The sequence below is a fragment of the Variovorax sp. Varisp36 genome, from assembly GCF_047304235.1.
Classification (GTDB): domain Bacteria; phylum Pseudomonadota; class Gammaproteobacteria; order Burkholderiales; family Burkholderiaceae_C; genus Variovorax.
The window spans coordinates 18,511-39,104 of sequence record NZ_JBGLYU010000059.1 but is presented as its reverse complement, the minus strand read 5'-3'; the positions used below and the strand labels follow the sequence as shown (position 1 = coordinate 39,104).

Sequence of the window (20,594 nt, the reverse complement as noted above, 5' to 3'; positions counted from 1 at the left end):
GTCTGGGGCGCCGGGGTGCAGATCCCGGCTACCGCCACCGTAATGCACTCACCCGCCAAAACAACCCCCTCCCGCCGGGTCCCTGGTGGCCCCCGTCGGTGGTGATTCGATACGCCGGCATATCGCGACCATCATCAACGCCCAGGCTCCACGACCTCGAGTAAAGGGACCTGGACGAGTCAAGGCAAGCAAAGCCGATCGTCGGCGGTGTCCGATGTCCGGTGGCCTTTGTTTTCCCCGAAGAGCTGCGCGGTTGAACGCCGCGCTCTTGGGGCTTCTTCGATATTGCGAGCGTCAACCCGCCGACTGCGATGTTCCCTGTCCACGGCACTTGCGAGGATGCGATATCCCAAAATGCTCTACACATTCTTTTTGATCGACAAGCCTGGTTCGAAGGAGCTACGCCTGCAACTTCGGCCCGCCCACAAAGCATATCTGGCCCAGGTAGCTGACCGGATCGCCTTTGCCGGCCCCCTTCTCACGGACGACGGAACGTCGATGATCGGTAGCTTGCTGTCGATCGAGTTCGCCTCCCGGGACGATGCACTCACATGGCTCAATGACGAGCCGTTCACGCACGCTGGCGTCTATGCATCAAGCAGTATCCATGCCTTCCAGAATCTATGGCCTCAGAAGGCGGGCTTTCCGCCCGCAAAGTAAGCGTCATGGAGAGCAATGTGATCAAACACATCGTCATGTGGAAGCTGCGCGGCGAAACGCCTGAACAGCGTCGGCAAAACGCTGGCCAGCTCGCGGAGAGCTTCCACAGCCTTCGCGGGCGAATACCCGGCCTTCTGCACCTGGAAATTGGAATCGATACAAGCGGCGTGGACTATGCGTGCGACGTCGTGCTGTACAGCGAATTCGCCTCCCAAGCAGACCTGGAGGCCTACGCGAGTCACCCCGAACACCTGCGCGTGAAGCGCGAAGTTGGCAATCTGCGTATCGCGCGGCACCAGGTGGATTACTTCACTACAAGACTCGCGGCATAGGTCCGCGGACCTCGTCTAATTTCGACTGGAAACCCGATGAACATTCTTGGCCTGTCCGGCAGCCTCCGCGCCGGCTCTTACAACACGCTGGCACTCAAAGCAGCTCAGAAACTCGCGCCTTCAGGAATCAGGATCGAGATCGCAAGCATCGGCGATGTTCCCATCTACAACGACGATCAGCGCGTTCAGGGTGAGCCCGCCGCCGTCGCAGCGCTGAAGGAAAAAGTGCGCCGCGCGGATGGACTGCTGATCGCCACACCAGAATACAACTTCTCCATCCCCGGAGTGCTGAAGAACACTCTCGATTGGATGTCGCGCCCGCCGGAGCCCCCCTTCACAGGCAAAGTCGTCGGCATCATCGGCGCGAGCCCCGGGCCAGTCGGGACGGCGCGCGTGCAGTACGACCTGCGCAAGGTCCTGGTGTTCATGGATGCGTTCACGGTGAACAAGCCCGAGGTGTTCATCAATCATTGCGCGGACAAGTTCGATGCGCAAGGACAGTTCACCGATGAGGGTGGCAGCAAGCTCATCATTGATTTGCTGCTTGCCATGCAGGCCCTGAAACAGCGGCTCGGCTAAGCCATGATCGACGATCCAGTACGGCTGCTCTCCATCCTCTGCGGATTGATGTTCATCCCGCACAGCGTTGCGAAGTTCACTGCGCGCCAAGCCGTGGACAAGGTCTTCGAGTCCGCAGGATTGCGCCCAGTCGCCTTCTTCGTCATCGTGTCGCTGATCATTGAAATCATTGCGACTATCGGTCTCGTGTTCAACCTGCTGCAGCCATACACCGCGTGGCTTGGGGCATTGTTCATGCTTTCCGCGGGAGCGGCCTCGTACAAGATCTCGGGCGGGAAATGGAACTGGAGCCTGGGGGGCTGCGAACTGCATGTCTTCTGGGCACTCTGCATGGTGATCGTCGCCATCCATGGCTGATGTGGCGGGCCAATCCGTTCTCCACTTGTCCGTCGCGACGTCAACTGCGCCTTTTACCCGTGCGGCGTTGACCAGGATCTCGTGGGGATCGCCTTCCAATTGAACGGTCGGAGCCGATCTTGTGATCGGCAATCTACAGATCGACGGCGGATCTCAGCTTTTTCAAGCTGATGAAACCGTCGGGTCCGATGTCCTTCCTGGAAATATCAGGGCTGAGGACTTCGACCTGGAAGGAAACGCGCGGTTGACGAGCTGACTCAATTCTTCCGATCTTCGTAAATCTCAATTCCAAGTTCCGTTCTTCTCTAAAGAATGTCGAAATCATAGATTCCGTCTCATGGCGCCAGTTATGGCACATCGCATTCCCATCCAACCATACGATCATGAGGTCAGAATGAGTTCTGCTATCACCCGCCGTACCGCATTTGCATTTGCCGCGGCAACATACTTGGCTGGAGCCGCTGGCGCCCGTGAAAGATCAGCAATTTTCGATCGGGGCGCCGAGCTGATGGCACCGCTGGCACCGCCCCCTCGCAAGCTTCTGATTCGAGGCGCCACGATCATCAGCATGGATGACAAAGTCGGCAATATGCCCAAGGGAGACATCCTGATTGCCGACGGCACCATTGCTGCCATCGGCGTGAACCTTGATGCTGGCGGAGCCGAAGTAATCAACGCCGCGGACATGATCGCCATTCCAGGCATGGTCGATACTCATCGCCATTCCTGGGAAGGCCAACTGCGTCGCATTAACCCCAATGCGGCAACGCTTGAGGACTATAGCAACGCTACCCACCTCTCATTTGCCAAGTACTACCGCCCGCGCGACATCTACGTAGGCAACATGATCACGGCGCTGGGTTGCATCGATGCCGGTATCACTACCGTGGTCGACGATTCGCACAACAGCCGTACGGCCGCGCACTCCGACGCCGCAGTTGACGCACTGCTCGAGTCAGGCATCCGGGCAGTGCACGTCACCGGGGCGCCGGTCGCGGGCGATTGGGATACGGCACATTGGCCGGGCAACCTTGCACGTTTGCATGCCAAGTACCTCGCCAATCGGCCTGCAGGCTTGTTGACACTTGGCGTGATGGACGCCTTTCCAAAGCTTGAAACGGACCAGTGGGCCATTGCACGGGAACTGGGCGCTGTCATCGTGACCGAGTTCATTGGCGCCGACCTGGCAGCCCAACTTCCGGACCTGCACCGCAAGGGGCTGCTACGTAGCGACAACATCTTCAACCACTGCATTGGCCTGCCGGAATCCGCCTGGAAGATCTTGCGCGAAGCAGGTGTGCGCGTCAGCGTGACCCCACGTTCAGATGCCCACTACGGCATCGAGGATGGCATGAATGCGTGGCAGAAGGCGCTCGAGCATGGCATTCGCCCTGGCCTGAGCGTCGATAACGAGACCTCCTACAGCGGTGACATGTTCATGGAGATGCGCGTGGCCTTCTATCTGCGACGGGTGCTGGGACACGGTGGCAATCCCGATGTGGCGGCATCGACAAATGCCTCCCGGTTGCTGCAGGCTGCCACGATCGACGGCGCAGCAACTGCGGGACTGGAAAAGCGCACTGGCAGCCTGACACCGGGCAAGCAGGCCGACGTGGTTCTGATCCGAACGAGGGACCTCAACATCTACCCGGTCAACAACGCGATCGGTACCGTGGTGCACGCGGCTGAGCGCAGCAATGTCGATACCGTCATCATCGGTGGGCGGCTGCGCAAACGTGATGGCGTCGTGCTGGGCGTAGATCGAGCAAAACTGCGCGCCGCGATCGACGAGTCCCGCGCTTATCTGTTCAATGCCGCCGGCTACAAGCCAGATCCGTTTTCGGAATCGTTTATGCCGCTCCGCCGTATGTAAGCAACGCTTGGGGACATCGCAGCGCTGGTGTCCTCCATCGTCGGCTACCGGCGGGCTCTACCTCAAAGTTGAACTCCACGCGTTAGCGCTCCGTCAACTACCAAGTTGGTGCCGGTAATGAAACTCGCCGCCGGACTGGCGAGAAACACCGCCGCATTGGCCATTTCCTGAGGCGTGCCCATCCGCCCTGTTGGATTCAGTGCGAGGGCTTCCGCAAACAGCTTGGGATTGTCAGTCTCGATCTGAGTCCAGACGCCGCCGGGAAAGTATGTGTTTCCCGGTGAGACCGAATTGGCACGGATGCCCTTACCCGCCAGATGAAAAGCCAAGCCTTGTGTGTAGTGCACGATCGCGGCCTTGAACGCGCCGTACGGCCCAGAGGCAAAGTCGATCTCTCGCGCGGAGACGCTGGCGATGGTGACCAAGGCCGCGTGTGCACTCTTTTCCAGCGAAGGCATGGCCGCGTCAACCAAACGGACCGTGCCCATCAAGTCCACCTCGAATCCGTTGCGCCAGGCAGCTTCGTCGTGCGAGATGGCGAGCGCACTGACATTGGCGACGACAATGTCTATGCCGCCAAAATCGGCGTTGATTTCGGCAATCCAAGCTTTGAGTGAGTCGCCATCGCTCACATCCAGTGCGTGGCCCCGAACCTTCGCGCCGCCGGCCGAGAGTTCAGCTTGCACTTGTGCGACTTCGGCGCCATGGCGCGCGCAAAAAGCGACCCTTGCTCCCTCAGCCAGAAGCGTTTCAACGATCGCTCGTCCAATGCCCTTGGTGCCGCCGGTGACAACGGCTTTCAATCCTTGCAATCGCAGGTCCACATCGATCTCCTATGCCTTGAACAGCTGACTCAAGCCAGGTCGGCGAGGTACTTCTTCTCCACGCCGGCGGCCACCGAGTACTTGGGGTCCACAAAGTTGCCCAGGCGAACCTTGCCGCACTGACTGAGCATCATGTAGGCATCCCACTGGTCGTAGCCGTACTCCTGGGCCATCCAGAGCACCAGTTCACGGTAGGCGATGCGGGTAGCGTCCTCGAGCGGCCGGGCACTTCCGATCACCATGATCTTGTCCTCCGTTTCCAGACGGGGCCAATCAATCTCCCAAGCCTTGATGAGGTCTACGTGAATCGTGGTTCGGCTCGCGTACTCCACCGCCGTGCCGCAGACCTCACCGTCGCCTTGGCAGGCGTGCGCATCACCAATGAACAGCCGCGCGCCGGGCGAACGAACCGGCAGGTAGGTGATGCTGCCCGGCCCCATGTCGGGGATGTCCATGTTGCCCCCGTGGTTGTCGGGGGTGAGCGAATTGATGGAGTCGATCTCGGGCGAGAGGCTCAGGGTGCCGATATGCGGCCGGTAAGGCAGCGTGACGCGGCGACTCCAGTAGACGCCGTCTTCATCGAGGTCGATCTTGCGAGTGATCTCCGGCAGCGGATCGTTGAGCAGTGCCGTGAAGTCCGTGGCTGCGAGTCCACCAAAGCGCGGGATCAGGCAACAAGTGCCTCGGGGGTTGGCGCCGCGCGGCAACATCGACTCGATGTAGACCGCCACCACGTCGCCCTTTTCAGCACCCTCGATCATGATCGGGCCACTTTGGGGATTGAGGAACGGCACTCGCAGCTTCTGGCTGGGGAGGTCCTGTTCGGTCTGGATCTTCCCGTCGAACGCATCACGGGTGTCCACGACGATACGGTCACCCGGTGCGACTTGCATCACCGGCTGCGAGTAGGGGCCGATCGTGTAGTGAAAGGTGCCTTGGCGGGCCTCGCTCAACTCATGAGTCCGCCCCACTTCACCGCGGGCGACACCTCGCATGTGCATGATCGATTGTTTGAGCCAGTCCATTGTCTTTTCCTTGCTTTGGTTAGGTTGAAATCAGGGAGAGGTCTGCCGGGCTGGTCAGACCGAAATCAGAGAACGAATGTCGGTGGCCGCCATGTCACGGCCTTCACCACAGGCCGCGACCTGACCTCGCACGAGCACAGTGAAATGGTCAGCCACCGATTCGGCAAAGTCGACGTATTGCTCCACCAGAAGAATCGATAGCTGCCCCTTGAGCGAGGCGATGACGGCCTGGATCTCCTGCACGATGGAGGGCTGGATGCCTTCCGTGGGTTCATCGAGAATCAGCAGCGTTGGCTGGGTCAGCAGCGCCCGCGCAATGGCCAACTGCTGTTGTTGACCGCCCGAGAGATTCCCGGCCAACCGCTGCCCCATGCTCTTGAGCACGGGAAACAGGTTCACGACGTCTTCGTAGGTGTGGCGGGGCCGGCGGTCCGGTCCGGCACCGTCTCCATGCCCTACTGGCCTGCGCCGCCGCTCAGCGGTGATTTCGCCCACGAGCAGGTTTTCACGCACCGTGAGTTCTGGAAACACCTCGCGGCCCTGAGGCACGTAGCCCATGCCTGCCTGCGCGCGGGCTTCGGGTGTCCACGATGCCACCTCCTGACCACCCAACATTACCTGGCCCGAACGAATGGGCAGCAGTCCCATGAGGCAGCGCAAAAGAGTGGTCTTGCCGACGCCGTTTCGCCCGAGCAGCACCGTGCAGCCGCCATCAGCCACCTGCAGGCTCACCTGCCGCAAAACGTGGCTGCTGCCGTAGTACTGGTTCAGTCCTTCAATCTTGAGCATCACCATCACCTTCCCAGATAGACCTGGATGACCTTCGCGTTGGTTCGCACCGCCTGCATCGACCCTTCGCCCAGCAGCCGCCCTTCGTGCAGCACGCTCACCAGATCGGCCACGCGACCGACAAACTCCATGTCGTGTTCGACGACCACGATGGCCCGGGCGGGGGAACGCAGAGAGGCAATCAACTCGACCGTTCGCTCGGATTCCGCCTCGGTCATGCCCGCCACCGGCTCGTCCAGCAACAACACCTTGGGCTCGGCCACAAGCAACATGCCGATCTCCAGCCACTGCTTCTGGCCGTGCGAGAGTTCGGCCGCCTTGCGCTGGCGCTCTTCCTGCAATCCAATGGTCACGAGCACCTCATCGATGCGCTCCCGCTGCACCGCGCTCAGCCGCGACATCACCATCGCGCCCCAGCCCAACCCGCGCCGCACGGCCAGTTCGAGGTTCTGCGCCACCGGCAACGCCTCGAAGACGCTGGGTTTCTGAAATTTGCGTCCGATGCCGCTGCGCGCGATTTCGGCCTCGCCGCGCACGGCCAGATCCAGCGTGCGGTCCAGAAAAACCTCGCCACTGTTGGGTCGTGTCTTGCCGGTGATGACGTCCATCAAGGTGGTCTTGCCAGCGCCATTCGGCCCAATCAGGGCACGTGTTTCGCCGTAACGGATTTCCAGTGTGAGATCGGTGATGGCCGCGAAGCCCCCGAAACGAACGTTCAGCCCGTTGATGTACAAGGCGGTCGTCTGGCTCATGACACAGCCTTCCAGGCACGCAACTGCTGCAAACCGCCCCACAGCCCGTTTTGCAAGGCCACCGTGATGAGCAGCGTGATGCCAGCCAGCACGAAAGGCCAAGCGCTGGGAATCTCGGCGCTCAGCCAGAACTTGAGGCAGCTGAGGATGACCGCCCCGAGCACCGCACCAGCCAGCGTTCCACGCCCCCCGATGGCCACCCACACCGCGATCTCGACCGAGAGCGTGGGCGAGACGATGCCAGGATTGATGATCCCGACCTGAGGCACGTACAGCATGCCGGCCAGTGCGGCCACGGCAGCCGACAGGCACCAAGCGGCGAGCTTGATGCGGTCGGTCCTGAAACCCAGAAAGCGCAACCGCGCCTCATCGTCCCGCACGGCCACCATGGCTTGCCCGAAGCTGGACAGTGCCAGCCGGCGCAACAGAAAGAACACCGCCGCCAGCACGACGGCCGACAAACTGGCCAACGCTACCTGGGTCGATTCGTGGGCCAGGTTGAAGCCCGCCAGCAGCGTGAAGCCCGTCAAGCCGTTGTTGCCACCGAGACCCAGGTCGTTGTTGAACAGCAGAAGCATCAACGCGTACGTCAAAGCCTGGGTGATGATGGAGAAATACACACCGTTGATGCGGGACCGGAACGCTGCTACCCCGACCACGCCACCCACCAGCACCGCCAGCACCAAACCCAACAGCAGGGCCATGGGGAGGTCGGCAAAGGGCTTCAGTGCCGCCGGAAATGTGCTCCATCCCATGAACTGCATGAAGTCAGGCAACACCTTCGTGTCTGCATAGGCCGAGTTGAGAAGGTGGAACCCCATCACGTAGCCGCCGATGCCGAAGAAGATGCCGTGTCCTAGGCTCAGCACGCCCAACAGACCCCACACGAAGTCCAGCGCCAGCGCCAGCAGCGCGAAGCACATGATCTGCCCCACCAGATTCACGACGAACAAGGACAGATGCAGCGGGTGGCCGGGGGAAAAGACCGCGTTGAAGAGCGGCAGCACGAACGCCACGCACACCAGCAGCGCAGGCAAGCCGATGCGGCTGGCTGAGCGAAAAGGGGTTCGAGGGGAAAAGACGGAATTCGGCATGGTTCAACCCCGGGTCTTGAGCGCAAAGAGGCCCTGCGGGCGGCGCTGGATGATCAAAACGATGAGCAGCAGTACGGCCACTTTCGCAGCCACAGCGCCATGGAATGGTTCGATCAACTGGTTGACCTCGCCCAGGATCAGGGAGGACACGGCCGTCCCCACCAAACTCCCTGCCCCACCGAGCACCACCACCATGAAGGCATCGATCACGAAGCCGGTGCCCATGGAGGGATTCACGCTGGCGATCTGGGTAAGCACAACGCCAGCCAAGCCGGCCAGGCCGCTGCCCAGTCCGAACGCCAGGCGGTCGATGGAAGACGCGGGAATGCCCAGTGCCCGTGCAGTATCCCGCCGCTGCGTTGTGGCGCGGATCAACAGACCGAACCGTGTTTGGCGGATCAGTGCGTAGGCAGTCGCAAAAATGACCAGCCCCAGTGCGATGGCGAACACGCGATTCCAAGTGACAAAGAAACCGGGATACAACTGCACCCCTCCCTGCAAGAACGACGGTGTGATGAACTCGACGTTCTGCGAGCCGAAGAGGATCTGTACCAGCTTGATCAAGGCGATGCTGACCGCCCACGTCGCCAACAGCGTCTCCAGCGGCCTTTTGTAGAGGTGTCGGATGATGGTCATCTCGAGCACGATCCCGATCAGCGCACACACGAGGAAAGCAAAGGGAATGGCGAGGAACACATACGCATCGAACCAACCAGGCGCGTGAGCCTGAAGCCATTTTTCGACCACATAGGTGGCATAGGCACCGATCATGATGAATTCGCCGTGCGCGAGGTTGATCACACCGAGCAAACCAAACACGATCGACAGACCCAGTGCGGTGATGAGAAGAACCCCCGCATAGCTCAGGCCGCTGAAGAAGATCGAAGCGGCCTTCCCTACCTCCAGTGCACGATCAATCTGCGACAGTGACTGCGTCAGTGCCGCGCGCTCGCCGGCACTTATATCCGGGCGATCCTCTTGGTACTTTTGCAAGAGAGAGTGTGTGCTCTCGCTGGGCGCCTTACCCATGGCGCGTATGGCTTCGACGCGCACTTCCACTGACCCGCTGGCGAGGCTGCGCTTGGCCAGGGCGAGCTCAAGCGTCGCGATGACTTCAGGGTCCGCAGCCTTGGACAATGCCAGCCGCACGAGGGGCTCGTTGATCTGTGCGTATGCCTGGCTCATGCGCTGGGCCGCCGCTCGGCGAATGAGCACATCGGGACTGAAAAGCTCTATCTCTGCCTGCGACGTTTTCAGCAATCGCGCCAACACCAGCGTAGGCACCATGGGCAATTCATCGACGGCCTCGGTGACGGGTTCGAACGTAGCCGCGTCCACAACGCCGTGGTCCACCTTGAACACCGGGGCACCTTGCGCGCGGCAGATCACCGCCACGGCTTGAAGCCGCTCCAGCAATGTCTTGCCCCAGGCGGCGTCCTCCGAAGAGGTGCCAACCACCGCTTGAACGATGCGATCCAGGGCGCCGCGATACGACCCAGGATCGGTACAGATGGACGCGACGATAGAGCTGCGCTCTTGCGCGGGCATGGCTGCCTGTGCCTGCAGCAATGGTCCGCACAGGCACGCGAGCATCAGATGCTGGAACCAGCGGCGCCAACGCGCTGTTCCGCGCAATGGTTCGAACAAAGACTTCATGAGAGAGCTCCACAGTCAGGAGATCCGACGTGCCGTGCACGTCGGCCGCGCGCAGGCGCGATCACGCCTTGACGAAAGGGCTGTAGGGAATCGGCGCAACGATGTCCTTGGACTTCCAGAGAATGTCGAAGCCTTGCTTGGCGTTGATGGAGCCGATCATGGTGCCGCGCCACAGGTATTGATTGGTCGCATCCATCTTCGCGACGTAACCTGCAGGATCCGCGACCGTCATGCCCGCCATGGCTTTGCGTACGGCCGCGGGCTCGAACGACTTTGCTTTGGTAGCAGCCTGCGCCCATAGCTGGATTCCCATTACCGTGCTCACCATGGGATCGATCACCATGTCAGGGCGGTGCTTGAGTTGTTTGGCCTTGACATAGCTCGCCCAGTCGGACTTGAGCTGGCGATTTGCAGGGGTGTCGATGTTCTGGAAGTAGCACCAGCAACTCAGATGCCCCGTGAGTGGCGCCGTGTCCAGCCCTTCGAGATCGCTGTCCACCACGTCCAGGCCGAGGATCGGGATGTCTGTGGCACGAATGCCCTGGTTGATGGCCTCTTTGAACATCGCGGGAATCGAATCTCCCACCACTGTCAGCACCACGATGGCCTGGCCGCCGGGCTGCGCCGCGAAGGCCTTGATGTCGCGCACGATCGACTGAAAGTTCGAATGGCTGAAGGGAACGTACTGCTCGCGGATAGCACTGTTGGGCACACCCTTGGTCTTGAGGTAACCCTTGAGCATTTTGTTGATGGTGCGCGGCCAAACATAGTCGCTGCCCAACATGAAGAATCGCTTGGCCTCACCGCCTTGGGGGGTCATCAGGTATTCAACTGCAGGAAGCACAGAGCTGCTGGGCGGAGAGTTGAGGTAGACGACGTTCTTGGATTGCTCCTCGCCCTCGAAATGCAGCGGATAGAACAACAGGCTGTCTTGCGCCTCCACTACAGGCAACACCGACTTGCGCGAAACCGAGGTCCAGCAACCGAAGATGGCCGCCACCTTCTCGCTGAGGATCAACTGCTTGCTCATCTGTGCATACATCGGCCAGTCGCTCGCGGGATCCACCACGACACCTTCGACCTTGCGCCCCATCACACCACCTTTGGCGTTGATCTGATCGATCGTCATCAGCGAGATGTCCTTCAGCAACGACTCGTTGTTCGCCATGGCGCCAGATTGAGAGAACAGCAGACCCAGCTTGACGGGACCGCTGCCCGAAGGTGTTGCCGCGAGCGCGGTCTGGGAAAGATTGCCAGCCGACACCGCCACGACACCCGATCCCACTGCAGACAGAAAATTGCGTCTTTTCATTGCTTCACTCCGACTGAAGAAATTCGCGAACAAAAAAAAGAGCCCGCACCCCTCGGAGGGGTCGGGCTCTTTTGCCGTTGTCGCCATGGACGCCTTTGTCCGCAGCAACGTGTCCTGGATGCTTGACGATGGTGCGCATCCCAGAGACTGCTTCCACGATGCAAACGGCGTGCCACCCTTCAACACGGCTGCATGTAAATGGTCCTCACCTTGCGCGTCTGCGTGTTTCTCTCACAGGTGGATCGACGGGAGCCGATGGCTCGCTTCTTGCGCCGAGGTCTGCTCCACAGCGGCATGCACCGCGTCCGCGCACCCACACCGCACCATCGCGGTGCTGCATGGTGAACCAGCACAGCACATTCATACACATGGCACCCATCGAGATCGGCGTTCTTTATTCTTCAACCGGCGTAACGGCAGCTGTCGAGGAAACGCAGCGCAGAGCCGTGTTGATGGCCATCGAGGAAATCAACGACGCCGGCGGCGTGCTCGGCAGAGAGATCGTCCCGGTGTGTGTCGATCCCGCATCCAACCCGCGTCAGTATGGGCAGTTGAGTGAGCAACTCATCATTGAAAGCGGCATTCGTCTGTTCCTGGGTTGCTATATGTCGAGCAGCCGGAAGGCAGTCATTCCGTTGGTGGAACGACACGACGCGCTGCTGTTCTACGGCACTGCCTACGAGGGCTTCGAATTCAGCCGCAATGTCTTCTACGGCGGTGCCGTGCCCAACCAGAACATCTTGCCGCTCGCGGGCTACATGCTTGAACGCCATGGCAGCCGCGTCGCCCTGATCGGATCGGACTACGTCTGCCCCCACGAAGCCAACCGCGTGATGAGCGAACTCATCCACGAGCGCGGCGGCAGCAAGGCCCTGGAAACCTACCTGCCGCTTGATGCCGGTGCGCGTGACTACGAAGCAGCGGCCCAGGCCATCCGGCGCAGCGGTGTCGATTTCATCTACTCGACCGTGGTGGGTGAAGGAATGGCCCGGCTGCACAGAGCACTGGAACGCGCCGGCATCGATCGTCAAAGGGTGCCGGTTGCCAGCCATATGAGTTGCGAGGCCGACGTCCAGGCCATCGGCACCGAACTGGCAGAGGGGCTGATCACCTGCTCGACCTACTTCGAGTCTGTGGACACGGAAGCCAACGGCAAAGCCATCCAGCGTTATCGCCAGCGTTTTGGGGCCGACGCACGCACCAATGCCTCCTGGGAGGCGGCCTACGTGCAAACCCATTTGCTCGTCCGAGCCATAGGCGTAAGCGGCAGCACGGAGCCGGTTCATATCTCGCGCGCCATGGCGGGCCTTGAAATGGATGCGCCTCAAGGGCGCATCTGCGTGGACGGCAACAACCACCACACCCACTTGAACCCTCGTATTGGACGCTGCAATGCCAACGGCAGTTTCGACATCCTGGCGGAAGCGCCCGAACCCGTGATTGCGGACCCTTACGTCATGTCGCATGTCCCCCCCGCTTGGGCAGGCCGTCCGCACCCGCGATACAACGGCACAGGCAAGGTTGCAGTGGGGGCCGCATGACCAGAATCAACGAAAGCCAGGCCATCTTCAAAGACATCCGCCTGCTGCAGCTGCTGGTAATCCACCCCGATGACGCAGACCGGGAGGAACTCACGGCCCAGCTTTCGCGCATTGGGTGTTCGTTCAGCTGCACATGGCCGGCGCTAGACACTCTGCCGCAGGGTACCGACATGGTCCTCATGTCCGTTCACCCCGACACACTGTCGCAGCCCTGCTCATGGCTTGAAAGGCCGAATGCACCTCCCGTCATTCCCATCGTTGCGTTCGAGAATCCCATCACCCTTGCGGCGGTATTGCACTTGAACGCATTCACGACGATTGCTTCGCCCGTGAGGCCAGCCGGGGTGCTGACCGCGCTCGCGCTGACACTGCACCAAAGCAAGCAACGCCGATCAAGGGAGCACTACATACAGCGCCTTGAGCAGAAGGCGGCCCACCAGCAAGTCATTCACAAAGCCACGCGTGCACTCATGGATGCGCGTCGGCTCAGGGAAGACGAAGCCTACGAGGTCCTGCGCGAGCGAGCCATGTTGCAGCGCGAACCGATCGAGAGTGTGGCGCGCCAAGTTCTGAAAGCTACCGAAGCGCTGGGAATGTGATTCTGTAGCGCGCCCCCTCCCCCAAAGACTGCTGGTTCGCCGCCGTTGCCGCACCAACGCCGAGCGCGAAGTTGCCTCGGCCGGCGACCGAAGCGCTTTTCGCCGATTTACTGACCCTGCCAGACCGGCTTGCGCTTCTCCGCAAAAGCCTTGGGGCCTTCAATCCTGTCGGCGCTGGAGTACAGGGCAGCGACCGTCGGCAATTGCTTCTGCATCGGATATGTTCGATCAATTGCCGGAGCCGACAAGCCTGCGTTCACCAGCGCCTTTGATGCGCGTATGGCAAGTGGCGAGGCCCTGAGAATTTCCTCGGCCCAGCGAAGTGCCGCTGGAAGCACTTGGTCCTTGGCAACTACTTCATTGACAAAGCCCAAAGACTTCGCTTCGGCGGCTCCGACGCGTCGGCTCGTCAAGATGATCCCCATCGCTTCCTTGAGTGCAATCTGCTGGGGCAGACGCAAGAGTCCGCCGCAGACTGCAGCCAGCCCCACTTGCGGCTCGGGTAGAGCAAACTCCGCGTGCTCGGCGGCGATGATCAGGTCGCATGCCAAAGCAATCTCGAAGCCCCCGCCTAACGCAACGCCGTTCACGGCTGCGATAACGGGCTTTTCAAGTTGATGCCGAGCAGTCAGACCGCCGAAGCCGCTGGGCGGCCAGGTGTTGTCATTGCCTGCCGCTTGAAACTTCAGGTCATTTCCGGCGCAAAAAGCTTTGTCGCCTTCTCCGGTGATGATCGCCACCCAGGCTGATGAATCTGCAGCAAAACGATCGAATACTTCCTCAAGTTCGAGGCATGCAAGCCGATGCAGTGCGTTCCTCACTTCCTGCCGACAAATCGTGATGACGGTGATGCGCCCACGATGTTCGACGCGGCAGTACTGCAGTTCCTGGATCGAAGACGCGTTCATTCCTTCAACCTCGCCACCTTGGAAAGCGAACGAATGGTCGCTTGGTCGGACTGCAAGCGTTTGAGGAAGTCGGCACCCGTGCTACCAACACCAGTCACACCCAATGCGGCGACCGACTTCGTGAACTCCGGCGTCTTCACCACGTTCATGGAAGCTCGCTCGAGCTTTTCCAAGACTGCCTTTGGCGTTTTGGCGGGCGCTACGATGCCGTACCAGACGTTGAAGTTCATGTTCTTGACGCCGGCCTCGTCGAAGGTCGGTACATCAGGCAGCAGAGGAAAGCGGCTGCTTCCCGTCACTGCCAGGGGACAAATGCGCTTCCCTGTGATGTGGGGCATGGCGACCGGACTGACGAACGTGAACTGCACCTCGCCACCGATGAGGCCCGTGATCGCAGGTGCCTCGCCCTTGTAGGGGACGTGCAACGCTTTGATACCGCTGCTGCGCTTGAACATCTCTCCCACGAGATTGCTTGCGCTTCCATAGCCCACCGACGAATAGTTGAGCGCGTCGGGCTTGGCGCGCGCCATCTCGACCAATTGCGCAACGGTCTTCGGGCCGTTGCGGCACTCAGCGACGAGGAGCCATGGCAGATCGGTCGCGAGACTGACCGTAGCGAAGTCCTTCACCGGATCGAAGCCGGCCTGGTCGTTCAGTACGGGTTCTGCCGCGAGCGAGGATGTGCTGCCGAACAACAACGTATAGCCATCGGCTTCAGCCTTGGCGACGAAACGGGTGCCGATGGCGCCAGAGGCTCCCGCTTTGTTATCGACCACGACTGGCGTCTTGAGCTGCTCCTGCAACCCGCGCGCGACCAGTCGCGCCTGCACATCGGTGCTTCCGCCGGGTGGGAAGGGAACGACGAGAGTGATCGGCTTCGTTGGGTAGTCTTGCGCCGAAGCCGTCAGCGCAAGAGTTCCCAACATCAACGCAAGAATGCTCTGTCGCAGCGAACGTGGTTGTTTTTTGTTGATGGACATGACGTGTCTCCTTTTCGATTTAATTTCAGCCAGCAGGATCAGGGCGATGACCCTGCACAATGTGTATGCATCTAGATCAGGTTGATCGGCCGCTGGCCGCCCGCGACTTGCGAAACTCTGGCCTGACCGCACGGTCTCCTATCACGCCTGCCTCCCGCAGCGCGTCTATTCCGGTTTTTTCGAGACCCAACAGATCGCTCAAAACTTCGTTGTTGAACTGGCCGAGCGTCGGCGCTGGGCGCAATGGAGGAAGCGTTTCCAGGGAATCGCGATAAGGCGGCGAAGGTTGCGGGTGCGGGCCGACCAGTTCCCGGTCGATCCACTGCCAGAAGCCTCTCGCCTTGAGATGAGGGTCGTTCAGCAGTTCCAAGGGCCGTCGGCTCACACCAGCCGGAACACCCGCACGCTGCAGTTCCTCCATCGCGATCTGCGGCGTGCGAGTGGTCGTCCAAGCGGTTATGGCATCGTCGATTCGGGGAAGCGCCCCGCGCCGTCCTGCCGGAGTGGCCAGCGCGCTATCGCTGGCTAGGTCAGGCCTGCCGATCACTTCGCATAGACGCAGCCATTTGGCGTCGTCGGTGACGGCGACCAACAACCACTCGTCCTTGCCCATGCAGCGGTAGAAGCCGTGAGGCGCATGATGAGGGTGGCGTGTGCCCATCCGGGCGGCAACATGGCCATTGGCGGACTGCTCGACGATCCACGGCCCCGCCATGGACATCATGCACTCGACCTGGGAAAGAATGATGCGCTGGCCGCGCCCTGTCCGCTGCTTGTGGTACAGCGCCACCAACATTGCCGACGCCGCATGCAGGCCGCCGATCGGATCTCCATACGCGATGTGCACCATTGAAGGCGGATCTTCCGCGCGCCCAGCCACCGTGGGCAGTCCTGAAGCCTGTTCGAGGGTGGAGCCGTAGGCTCGGCATTCCCGCCATGGACCGTCGGTGCCGAAAGCCGGCATCGACAGCATGATGATCTCAGGGTTGGCCTGCTTCAGGTCTGCGTATTCAAGACCCAGTTTCGAAAGCACGCCAGCGGAATAATTGTCGATAACGACGTCCGCGTCTTTCACGAGCTCCTTCACCAGTCGCCGACCTTCCTCCGTCGTCAGATCGAGTGTGATGCCGCGCTTGCTGCGGCTCAGCACGTTGAAGTAGGGGCTTTTCTCGTACAACCGTTGCTCGAAGACAATCGCACGGTCGTCGACCCCGCGCCACCAGTCGGGGTATTGGCAGGCCTCGACCTTCACGACGTCAGCACCAAGCTCAGCGAAGTGACGTGTGGCGAGTGGCCCAGCCCAGCCCATGGACAGGTCGACAACGCGGATGCCGTTCAGCGGCGCGCTTGGATCGCCGTGATCCAGCGGTACTTCGGCGCGTGATTCTGAAAATTCGCGCCAACGTGCTTCATCTGCGCAAGCCACCGGAACCGATCCCCCATGCAGCGGGGGCGTATCCTGCAACCGCAGCGGAGAAGCAGGCTGCTCGTGTGTGCGGCTACCGTGACGAATAGTCTCGAAAACCTTGCGTCGACGGTGCTCGGGCGTGTCGAGCAATTCCCCAACGCTCGGAACCACCACGAGCGGAAGCATCTTCTGCAACGCCAGAGAAAACCATTCTTCCGCAGTTTTTTCCAGAAAGCGGGAAGCGAAGCGGGCTTCCAGTTCGTCAGCAAATTGCAACCGGCCGGTGCGTTCTACGAAGCGCGCATCGCGCCCCAGATCTTCCACTCCAAGCAGCGAGCAAAAATTTCTCCACTGGACTGGAGTAACGACGGTCACTCCTACCCAGCCACTTTTGCAACGGTAAATGCCAAGTGGAAAATTCGGTGAGAAGCGGTTGACCCCCCAGCGTTCATCCAGGCCGTTTGTCGCCCAACTCAGCGCAACGTTGTAATCCGCCAGCGCAATGGCAGCATCGAACAGCGGCAACTCCAGCCGCCGCCCGCGCCGCGAAGGTGCCTGCACCGACGAAAGCGTGGCAATGAAAGCGGTCAGTCCGCCGACGAGGCCAGCCTGGTAGTCGTACAGCGCGGTAGGCGGGCCTTCCGCGGATCCTACCAATTGGGTGCCGCCGGCGAGCGCGCGGCATACCGCGTCACTGCCGCAAAAATCGCTGTACGGGCCATCGTCTCCAAACCAGCTCATGGCGGCGACCACGAGGCGTGGATTCGACGTTGCAAGAGCTGCGTGGTCGACCCCCAGCTCCAGACGCTCGGCCGGCGAAAGCGAATCGATCAAAACGTCAGCTTCGACCAGCAGGCTGGCAAGGGCTTCGCGGGAGAGAAGTGCACTGCGCTTTCGTGCATTGAGAAACGAGAAGAAAGCGCCTTCGCCAACCCCCTCGCCGATGTCGATCAAAGGTGCAACGCGGCGCGCGGGGTCGCCGGCAGACGGCTCCAGTTTCAGAACGTCAGCGCCAAAGTCGGCAAACATGCGAGCGCAAAGAGCACCGGCAGGAAGATCGCCGATTTCCAGCACTCGCAAACCGGAGAGAGCAGCTCCCGCCGACCTCATGCCTGCAGCTCCATGAGCCGCGCGCGGTCTTGGTGGCCAAACTTTCGTCCCGACTGCGAGCTCAAGGATTCTTCTTGTTTTGCCGCTGCGGAGTGAATGCCGCTGCAAAAAGTGTGTTGAGGGGAAATTGCCTCAAGCGTTGCTTGGGCAAGGGGCGACGTAAGCACAGCCATATTTTTCTTCCAGATATGTCTCGTTGGGCGGGACTTCATCCGGCGGTGCAGAAGCTGGACAACATGAAGATGTAGCCACTTCAATTTCACCGATCGGCATCCCGCCAGAGCGAGCATAAGGAAGCTCGGATCTGCTGTGCACACAACGCGCGCAAGCCTGGGTTGAGCAAAAATGCAAACCAGCAGGGCGAGAATTGCAAAGCTAGTTGCTATCGCCCGGCTTGATCCCACATGCCCTTGTCCCTCTGGCTTCCAATGATTTCCGTAATTTGGCTGGCCACTGCCGATACAGCTCGAGACGGCCCTTTCTTCCTCGATAAAACCATGGAAACGATACGCCGAATTTCAGGCGAAACAATTTTCGCGGCCTGAAGGCGATTTTCCTGAATCTGAGCCCAAACTGCATGAATAGGCAATACCGTATACAAGCCCGAATCCGCTACTCCGTCGCGCATGAGTGGCAGCGAATCAGCTTCAATCACTGCATTGAGGGATATGCGGTTAAGCCGCGAAAGCCTGTCCAGTGCTGCCCTTAAGCCATTCGGAGCACCGGGCAAAATGAAAGGCAATCCGTGCAAAGAAGAAAAAGGGATCGTCGAGGCAGAGGTAAGTCGATCACCCGCCGGACCTATGAGATAGCTATCGATCGTCGCCAAAGCCTGTTCATCTTCCAATGGCTGATCGCCGTAGCGATATAGGATTCCTATGTCAATCCGCGCCCCGGCCAGTAACTCTTCCACCTGGCCGCTGGAACCTTCTTGAACCTTAAGTCGAATAGCAGGATATCGTTCTCGCACACGCTCAAACAGGCGTGTGGCGATAGCGCTTGCAATAGAGGGAAGCAAACCTAGCGTAACTTGCCCTGCTGGCTCGAGGGCATCACCATGGATTTCGGCCTCGAGTTGCTCCGCATCAGAAAGCAGGTCTCTTACGATCGGGAAAATGCGTAATCCTACGTCCGATAGAGCTAAGCCCCGCCCAGTACGATTGAACAGGCGAGCCTTGCAGTCACGCTCCAAAGAGTTGAGGTGGCGACTCAGATGCGATTGGCTTGTATCAAGAAAAATCGCGGCATGCGTCAGACTTCCGAGTTCTGCTATCGCCACAAAGGCACGCCACTTGCGAAGGTCGGATGTAAGATTGAGTTGAATCTGGCTTGGACTTTTTGGATGCATCTGAAATACCTCTGATTTCACAACCTTCCAGCGAAATTGAGCAACCGCGATAAGGCTTTTTCAGTTGGAGCTATGCAAACGAGATCCACTTGCCCATAACTCGACCATTCAAAAAATGGATCGAAGAGATGTTGTACAGCACCAAGCGCACGATGGAGTCGAGGGTGAGCCAGCGCGACTGACCAACATGAGTCATGAAGCGAACAGGGCGTGAATCGCTACCCATACGCACTGAAGGCTGCGGATCGGGCCCAACCATCCGGGCCGCAGGCAAAGACAACGGGGCATCACAAGAAGTTGCGCGACCACGCACCGGGCTCGACCCAATCAGGCACCAGATCCACGCTCCCTGCTGGCCAACTGGCCGGGTTCAGCCCCTCTTGGCTACAGCGTCCATGCAGCCATCGATGCCAAGCCCCACCGCATCGAAGTTCTGCGTGGATGACCGAACTCACGACCGATTGCCGCGGCCCGACGCGAGGTTGGCGCTGATCCACGATGCCACGTCGGTGACCGGGATGGCGCGCTGTTGATTGAACGTCCCGGTCTTGTCCCATGCGACACCGCGCCCTTGAGCAAAGGCCGCACGATACTTGCGCATCATGTTGGTCGGGTCGCGCGCCAGCTCGTCCAGCAGATACTGTTCGCTCCATTCCGAACGGCTGAAGGGGCGGCCGAGGCCCGTCTGCAGCTTGTCGGCGACCTCACCGTAAGTTACGGTGTCGCCGGCCAGGAACACGATCTCGTTCCGGATACGGGGCGTGGTGAAGACGATCTCGGCAGTCAGCGCTCCGATGTCATCGGGAGTGGTCAGCGTCACGGCAGTGTCGAGGCTGCCGATCGCGTGGACCGCGTCGTTCTGCAGGTCGACCACGCCGAATTCCGGCTCGAACAGGTAGCTCATGAACATGCCTGTAGAGATGATGACCCACTCGGTCTGGTGCTGGCTGCGCAGCAACTCGCGCACGTCCAGCTGTGCATCGAAGATGTCCTGCGGACTGCCGCGGCCGATCACGTCGAAATCGACTCCGAACTGCCACGGGAAGTACCTCGGGATTCGCGCCTGCAAGGCGGCCCGCGCCAACTTCATCGGTGTGTCGATTCCGGCCGCATAGCCCGCGCAACCGATGACCGTGTCATATCGCGCGAACACCACGGCGAGTTCGTCGATGGAGCTCTTCACAAGATCGCCTATGACGATCTCGATTCCGAGACCTTTGAGTTCCGCGATGGCTTGCTGCTTATCCGGTGCACTGGACTCCACGGCGCTTGCACGCAGCAGCACGCTGATCTTCGCACCCTCCACGGCTTTCGCCCGTTTCGCAAGGCTGCGCAGCACCGGGAGGCCGAGTTCCCCGGCGCCGAGCACGAGAATGTTTTGGGAGGTCAAGTTAGGATCGGTTTGGTTCATCGTATGGCTTAGTGGCATCAGAAGTTGCGGGCCTTG

At 60.3% G+C, this 20,594-nt stretch carries 19 protein-coding genes; 7 read left to right on the top strand and 12 right to left on the bottom strand.

Annotated features, from left to right (window positions below):
• Positions 1-354 precede the first annotated feature (354 nt).
• The 5 genes from ACCD11_RS25605 (at position 355) to ACCD11_RS25585 (ending at position 3,801) form a co-directional block, all read left to right on the top strand.
• Positions 355-660, top strand: a complete 306-nt coding sequence (locus tag ACCD11_RS25605) for a YciI family protein (RefSeq protein ID WP_145745815.1) — start codon at positions 355-357, stop codon at positions 658-660.
• A gap of 17 nt (positions 661-677) precedes the next feature.
• Positions 678-992: a Dabb family protein gene (locus ACCD11_RS25600; protein WP_309928772.1), complete on the top strand. Its 315-nt coding sequence runs from the start codon at positions 678-680 to the stop codon at positions 990-992.
• A 36-nt stretch (positions 993-1,028) separates the two neighbouring features.
• Complete coding sequence (locus ACCD11_RS25595) at positions 1,029-1,571, top strand: NADPH-dependent FMN reductase (protein WP_309928767.1); 543 nt, start codon at positions 1,029-1,031, stop codon at positions 1,569-1,571.
• 3 nt (positions 1,572-1,574) lie between these two features.
• Positions 1,575-1,928, top strand: a complete 354-nt coding sequence (locus ACCD11_RS25590; RefSeq protein WP_145745818.1) for a DoxX family protein — start codon at positions 1,575-1,577, stop codon at positions 1,926-1,928.
• Between the two features lie 394 nt (positions 1,929-2,322).
• Positions 2,323-3,801, top strand: a complete 1,479-nt coding sequence (locus tag ACCD11_RS25585; protein WP_413315974.1) for an amidohydrolase family protein — start codon at positions 2,323-2,325, stop codon at positions 3,799-3,801.
• A 62-nt stretch (positions 3,802-3,863) separates the two neighbouring features.
• Here ACCD11_RS25585 and ACCD11_RS25580 read toward each other — a convergent pair whose 3' ends face one another.
• From ACCD11_RS25580 to ACCD11_RS25550, 7 genes are all read right to left on the bottom strand, one after another.
• Positions 3,864-4,625, bottom strand: coding sequence for an SDR family NAD(P)-dependent oxidoreductase (locus tag ACCD11_RS25580; RefSeq protein ID WP_413315973.1), 762 nt, complete (start codon positions 4,623-4,625; stop codon positions 3,864-3,866).
• A 29-nt stretch (positions 4,626-4,654) separates the two neighbouring features.
• Positions 4,655-5,650 (bottom strand): acetamidase/formamidase family protein, encoded by a 996-nt coding sequence (locus ACCD11_RS25575; protein ID WP_413315972.1) that lies wholly within the window; start codon positions 5,648-5,650, stop codon positions 4,655-4,657.
• Positions 5,651-5,704: 54 nt separating this feature from the next.
• Positions 5,705-6,439: an urea ABC transporter ATP-binding subunit UrtE gene (gene urtE, locus ACCD11_RS25570; protein WP_309928756.1), complete on the bottom strand. Its 735-nt coding sequence runs from the start codon at positions 6,437-6,439 to the stop codon at positions 5,705-5,707.
• Positions 6,440-6,444: 5 nt separating this feature from the next.
• A complete protein-coding gene (gene urtD, locus ACCD11_RS25565) occupies positions 6,445-7,191 on the bottom strand; it encodes an urea ABC transporter ATP-binding protein UrtD (protein WP_309928755.1) in 747 nt (248 codons plus the stop codon).
• Positions 7,188-8,285 carry an urea ABC transporter permease subunit UrtC gene (urtC, locus tag ACCD11_RS25560; RefSeq protein WP_413315971.1) on the bottom strand — a complete coding sequence of 366 codons (1,098 nt, stop codon included), beginning with the start codon at positions 8,283-8,285 and terminating at the stop codon, positions 7,188-7,190. The genes urtD and urtC overlap by 4 nt, the downstream gene beginning before the upstream one ends.
• A gap of 3 nt (positions 8,286-8,288) precedes the next feature.
• Positions 8,289-9,941, bottom strand: coding sequence for an urea ABC transporter permease subunit UrtB (gene urtB, locus ACCD11_RS25555; protein WP_309928753.1), 1,653 nt, complete (start codon positions 9,939-9,941; stop codon positions 8,289-8,291).
• A gap of 61 nt (positions 9,942-10,002) precedes the next feature.
• Positions 10,003-11,253 (bottom strand): urea ABC transporter substrate-binding protein, encoded by a 1,251-nt coding sequence (locus ACCD11_RS25550; RefSeq protein WP_413315970.1) that lies wholly within the window; start codon positions 11,251-11,253, stop codon positions 10,003-10,005.
• A gap of 368 nt (positions 11,254-11,621) precedes the next feature.
• On the opposite strand from ACCD11_RS25550, the gene ACCD11_RS25545 reads away from it, so the two are divergent.
• Both ACCD11_RS25545 and ACCD11_RS25540 read left to right on the top strand, forming a co-directional pair.
• Positions 11,622-12,794, top strand: a complete 1,173-nt coding sequence (locus ACCD11_RS25545; protein ID WP_413315969.1) for a transporter substrate-binding domain-containing protein — start codon at positions 11,622-11,624, stop codon at positions 12,792-12,794.
• Positions 12,791-13,393: an ANTAR domain-containing response regulator gene (locus ACCD11_RS25540; RefSeq protein ID WP_413315968.1), complete on the top strand. Its 603-nt coding sequence runs from the start codon at positions 12,791-12,793 to the stop codon at positions 13,391-13,393. The genes ACCD11_RS25545 and ACCD11_RS25540 overlap by 4 nt, the downstream gene beginning before the upstream one ends.
• A gap of 107 nt (positions 13,394-13,500) precedes the next feature.
• Here ACCD11_RS25540 and ACCD11_RS25535 read toward each other — a convergent pair whose 3' ends face one another.
• From ACCD11_RS25535 to ACCD11_RS25515, 5 genes are all read right to left on the bottom strand, one after another.
• Positions 13,501-14,301 carry an enoyl-CoA hydratase-related protein gene (locus tag ACCD11_RS25535; RefSeq protein ID WP_413315967.1) on the bottom strand — a complete coding sequence of 267 codons (801 nt, stop codon included), beginning with the start codon at positions 14,299-14,301 and terminating at the stop codon, positions 13,501-13,503.
• Positions 14,298-15,281, bottom strand: coding sequence for a tripartite tricarboxylate transporter substrate binding protein (locus ACCD11_RS25530; protein WP_309928742.1), 984 nt, complete (start codon positions 15,279-15,281; stop codon positions 14,298-14,300). Before ACCD11_RS25530 ends, ACCD11_RS25535 begins: the two co-directional genes overlap by 4 nt.
• A gap of 76 nt (positions 15,282-15,357) precedes the next feature.
• Positions 15,358-17,799: a CaiB/BaiF CoA transferase family protein gene (locus ACCD11_RS25525; protein WP_413315966.1), complete on the bottom strand. Its 2,442-nt coding sequence runs from the start codon at positions 17,797-17,799 to the stop codon at positions 15,358-15,360.
• A 382-nt stretch (positions 17,800-18,181) separates the two neighbouring features.
• Entirely contained in the window at positions 18,182-19,168 is a 987-nt protein-coding gene (locus ACCD11_RS25520; protein WP_309928736.1) for a LysR family transcriptional regulator, read from the bottom strand.
• 430 nt (positions 19,169-19,598) lie between these two features.
• Complete coding sequence (locus ACCD11_RS25515) at positions 19,599-20,558, bottom strand: aromatic alcohol reductase (protein WP_309928733.1); 960 nt, start codon at positions 20,556-20,558, stop codon at positions 19,599-19,601.
• Between the last annotated feature and the right edge of the window lie 36 nt (positions 20,559-20,594).